Here is a 4,283-nt window from a genome sequence, read left to right as displayed (position 1 = left end):
CGTGCTGCTGCTGGACGAGCCGCTGTCCGCGCTGGACGCCCGGCTGCGCTCCGGCATGCTCGCCGAACTCGCCCGGCTGCACCGCGAGTTGCCCGACGTGTCGATGCTGTACGTCACCCACGACCAGGTCGAGGCGCTGACCCTGGCCGACCGGATCGCGGTGATGGAGTCGGCCCGGCTGCGGGCGTGCGGCACGCCGAGGGAGCTGTACCGGGCGCCCGCCGACGCCTTCACCGCGTCCTTCGTGGGCGGCGCGAACCTGGTCCCGGTGACCGTGACGCCCGGCGGGGTGTCCTTCGCGGGCACCGAGCTGAAGCTCGACACGGCCGGGGCCGCCGCGGGCGCCCGCGCCACGCTGTGCGTACGGCCGCACCTGGTCGGGCTGGGCGAGGGACCCAACCGGCTCCCGGGCACCGTACGGGAGATCCAGTGGCGCGGCGCCACGCACCGGCTGTACGTCGAGGTCGGCGGGCACACGGTGATGGCGGACGTACGGGAGCTGAAGGCTCCGCCGGCCCTCGGTGACACCGTGGACCTGCACTTCGCACCCGACGACGGGGTGCTGCTGCCCGCGGGAGTGGCCGGCGATGACCACTGACAGCGCGCTGCGCGCCGTACCCGCCCGCCCGGCCGGGCGGAAGGACTCCCCACGACGGTGGACGCCCCACCTGTGGGCGCTGCCCCCGGTCGCCCTGCTCGCCCTCTTCTTCCTCTACCCCCTCGCCCTCGTCGTCCGCCAGTCCCTGCGGCCCGACAGCGGCGGCACCTCCCTCCAGGCGTACACCGACGTCTTCGCCTCCGAGGCGTTCCGGCACGCGCTGTGGACCACGGTGTGGCTGGCGCCGGCCGCCACCGCCGGCTGTCTGGTCCTCGGGTTCCTGCTGGCGCTGGTCATCGCGTTCGTACCGTTCCCCGGCGCGAGACCGGTGGCCCGGTTCATCGACGTGTACCTGTCCTTCCCGTCCTTCCTGATCACGCTGGCGCTGCTGTTCCTCTACGGTGGCACGGGCGTCGTCGGCTCCTTCCGGTTCCTCACCACGCCCTGGGGCGTGCTGCTGGCGGAGGTCACCTACTTCACGCCGTTCGTGATGCGCCCGCTGCTCGCCGCGTTCGCGCAGCTCGACACCGCCCTGCTGGAGGCGGCCGGTTCGCTGGGCGCGCGGGCGCCCCGCATCGTCCGGCAGGTGATCCTGCCCGAGGCGCTGCCCGCGCTCGCGGCCGGCGGCAGCCTGGTGCTGGTGCTGTGCCTGAACGAGTTCGGGATCGTGCTGTTCACCGGCGCGAAGGGGGTCACCACCCTGCCGGTGCTCGTCTACGGCAAGGCGATCCTGGAGTCCGACTACCCGGGCGCCTGCGCGGTCGCCGTCGTCAACGTCCTGATCTCCGTGGGCCTGTACGGCCTGTACCGGGTGGTGAGCCGTCGTGCTGGTGCATAGCCGCAAGACCAGGTGGGCCGTGTGGGCGGGGTTCTGGCTGCTGTTCCTGCCGCTGTTCGCGCTGCCGTTGCTGGTGGTCCTGGGCGCCTCCTTCGCCACCCACTGGTCCGGCGCCCTGCCCTCCGGCCCCACCCTGGAGCACTACCGCTCCGCCACCCGCGGCGAGGCCCTCCAGGCGCTCACCACCAGCCTGGTCACGGCGGTCGCCGCCAGCCTGCTCGCGCTGACCGCCGGCACCTGGGCCGCGCTGGCCGGGGCCGCCCTCGGCAAGCGCCACCGCCGGGTACTGGACGCCCTGTTCGTGCTGCCGGTCGCCGTGCCGTCGGTGGTGGTGGGCCTCGCCGTGCTGGTGGCGTTCTCCCAGCCGCCGCTGCTGCTCAACGGCACCCGGTGGATCGTGATCACCGCCCACACCGTGCTGGTCACCGCCTTCGCCCACCAGTCGGTGTCGGCCGCCCTGACCCGCCTCGACCCCGCCTACGAACAGGCCGCCGCCTCCCTCGGCGCCCGGCCCGCCTCCATCCTGTTCCGGGTGCGGCTGCCGCTGCTGCTGCCCTCGCTGACCGCCGCCGCCGGACTGTGCTTCGCCCTGTCCATGGGCGAGCTGAGCGCCACGATGATGCTCTACCCGCCCGACTGGACCCCGCTGCCCGTGCTGATCTACGCGGCCACCGACCGGGGCGCCCTGTTCACCGGGTCCGCCGTCGCCGTGGTCCTGATGGCCGCGACCCTGCTCGTCCTGTTCGCCGTCTCCCGGGTCCGCACCCGGGCCGCCTACCGCTGAACCCTCCCCGGATCACCCCCGTCACCTCGCCAGGAGACCGCCCCGCCATGCCCAGAAACCGCGTCCCGCTCGCCGTGGCCCTCGCCCTGCTCGCCGCGCCCGCGCTGTCCGCCTGCGGCACCTCCGCCGCCTCGGACGCCAAGGCCGTCACCGTCTACAGCGCCGACGGCCTCAAGGGCGAGAACGGAGACGGCTGGTACGACCAGGTCTTCAAGGACTTCGAGAAGCAGACCGGCATCAAGGTGAAGTACGTCGAGGGCGGCTCCGGCGAGATGGTGCAGCGCGCCCTCCGCGAGCGCGGCAACCCGCAGGCCGATGTGCTGGTCACCCTGCCGCCGTTCATCCAGCAGGCCGCCGGCAAGGGCCTGCTGCAGAAGTACGCCCCGGCCGGCGCCGACCGGGTCGCGGGCGCCGGCAAGGCCGCCGACTCCACCTGGACCTCCGTCGTCACCAACTACTTCGGGTTCGTCTACAACAAGAAGGAGCTGAAGCAGCCCCCGAGGACCTGGGACGAACTGCTCGGCGCCCGCTACGAGAACAAGCTCCAGTACTCCACCCCGGGCGTGGCCGGCGACGGAACGGCCGTTCTGATCAAGGCGGTCCACGACTTCGGCGGCAAGGAGCGGGCCCTCGCCTACCTGAAGAGGCTCCAGGCCAACAACGTCGGCCCGTCCGCCTCCACCGGCAAGCTCGCCCCCAAGGTGGACAAGGGCGAACTGCTCGTCGCCAACGGCGATGTGCAGATGAACCACGCCCAGACCAAGACCATGCCGAACCTCGGCATCTGGTTCCCGGCCGGCACCGACGGCAAGCCCACCACGTTCGCCCTGCCGTACGCGGCCGGCCTGGTCACCAAGGCCCCGCACAGCGCCAACGGCAGGAAACTGCTGGACTTCATGCTCGCCCGCAAGCAGCAGGAGGAGGTCAGCGCGATCGGCGGCGGCTTCGCCGCCCGCGGCGACGTCGAGGCCACCGACGCCAACGCGGTCGCGCTGGCCCGGCTGATGGACGGCGTCGAGGTCTTCGAACCCGACTGGAACGACATCGAGAAGAACCTCGGCGCCTACGTCGAGGACTGGAAGTCCGCGACCGGCAGCTGATCCCTCCACCGCGCGGCCGCACACAGCCCGGCCCCGCACCGCGAGCCCCCGCGCCCCTGGAACCACCGGGGGCGTCGCCATGCCCCTACGCACGTCCGCCCCTCTTCCTCCGGAGGATCCCGTGCCCCACCTCTCCCGTCGCTCCCTCCTGCTGTCCGCCGCCGTGGCCGCGACCGCCGGGTCGTTCACCGGCGTCGCCCGGGCCGCGGCCCGTACCCCCAAGGTGCTGGTCATCGGCCTGGACGGCGCCCTGCTCAGCCGGATCAAGGACGCCGACGCGCCGAACCTGGACGCCCTGATGGCGGCCGGGCTCACCGCGCCCGGCAGCATCTACGCCAACCCGCTCGCCCCGACCCTCTCCGGCCCCGGCTGGTCGACGATCATCACCGGTGTCTGGCCCGACAAGCACAACGTGAGGGACAACGCCTTCACCGGCGCCCGGTTCAGCCAGTACCCGGACTTCCTCACCCGCGCCGAGACCGCGAACCCCGCCCTGTCCACGTACGCCGTCGCCTCCTGGGCGCCGATCACCGACACGGTGTTCTCCGCGAAGGCCGACACCCGCGTCTCCACCCCGAGCGCCGAGTACGACACCGGCACCACCTCCCGCGCGGTCGCCCGGCTGCGGGACGGCGACCCGGACGCGGTCTTCGTCCACCTGGACAACATCGACCACGCCGGCCACACCTACGGCGCCGCCTCCCAGCAGTACCTGGACGCCATCCACGGCGCCGACGCCCAGGTGGGACAGATCGTGGCCGCGGTGAAGGCCCGGCCGGCGTACGCCGCCGAGGACTGGCTGATCATGATCATCGCCGACCACGGCCACACCGACGCCGGCGGCCACGGCGGCTCCACCCTCCAGGAGCGGCAGACGTTCCTCATCGCGGCCGGCTCCGCGCTCGCGCCCGGATCGGTGCGCCACGACGTGAAGATGCCGGACGTCGCCGCCTCCGCCCTCGC

5 protein-coding genes are annotated in these 4,283 nt (G+C 72.9%); all 5 read left to right on the top strand.

Annotation, left to right across the window (positions count from 1 at the left end):
* A partial coding sequence (locus tag H5J33_RS25350; RefSeq protein WP_181797186.1) for an ABC transporter ATP-binding protein occupies positions 1 to 598 on the top strand: 598 nt, incomplete at its 5' end.
* Positions 588 to 1,436 carry a 2-aminoethylphosphonate ABC transporter permease subunit gene (locus H5J33_RS25345; RefSeq protein WP_258565395.1) on the top strand — a complete coding sequence of 283 codons (849 nt, stop codon included), beginning with the start codon at positions 588 to 590 and terminating at the stop codon, positions 1,434 to 1,436. The genes H5J33_RS25350 and H5J33_RS25345, both read left to right, overlap by 11 nt.
* Entirely contained in the window at positions 1,423 to 2,220 is a 798-nt protein-coding gene (locus tag H5J33_RS25340; RefSeq protein WP_181797185.1) for an ABC transporter permease, read from the top strand. The genes H5J33_RS25345 and H5J33_RS25340 overlap by 14 nt, the downstream gene beginning before the upstream one ends.
* Positions 2,221 to 2,267: 47 nt before the next feature.
* A complete protein-coding gene (locus tag H5J33_RS25335) occupies positions 2,268 to 3,320 on the top strand; it encodes a 2-aminoethylphosphonate ABC transporter substrate-binding protein (protein ID WP_181797184.1) in 1,053 nt (350 codons plus the stop codon).
* A gap of 79 nt (positions 3,321 to 3,399) precedes the next feature.
* A partial coding sequence (locus H5J33_RS25330; protein WP_181797183.1) for an alkaline phosphatase family protein occupies positions 3,400 to 4,283 on the top strand: 884 nt, incomplete at its 3' end.

This window comes from Streptomyces sp. WELS2 (genome assembly GCF_013870595.1).
Lineage (GTDB): Bacteria > Actinomycetota > Actinomycetes > Streptomycetales > Streptomycetaceae > Streptomyces.
This window is presented reverse-complemented; position numbering and strand designations above follow the sequence as displayed.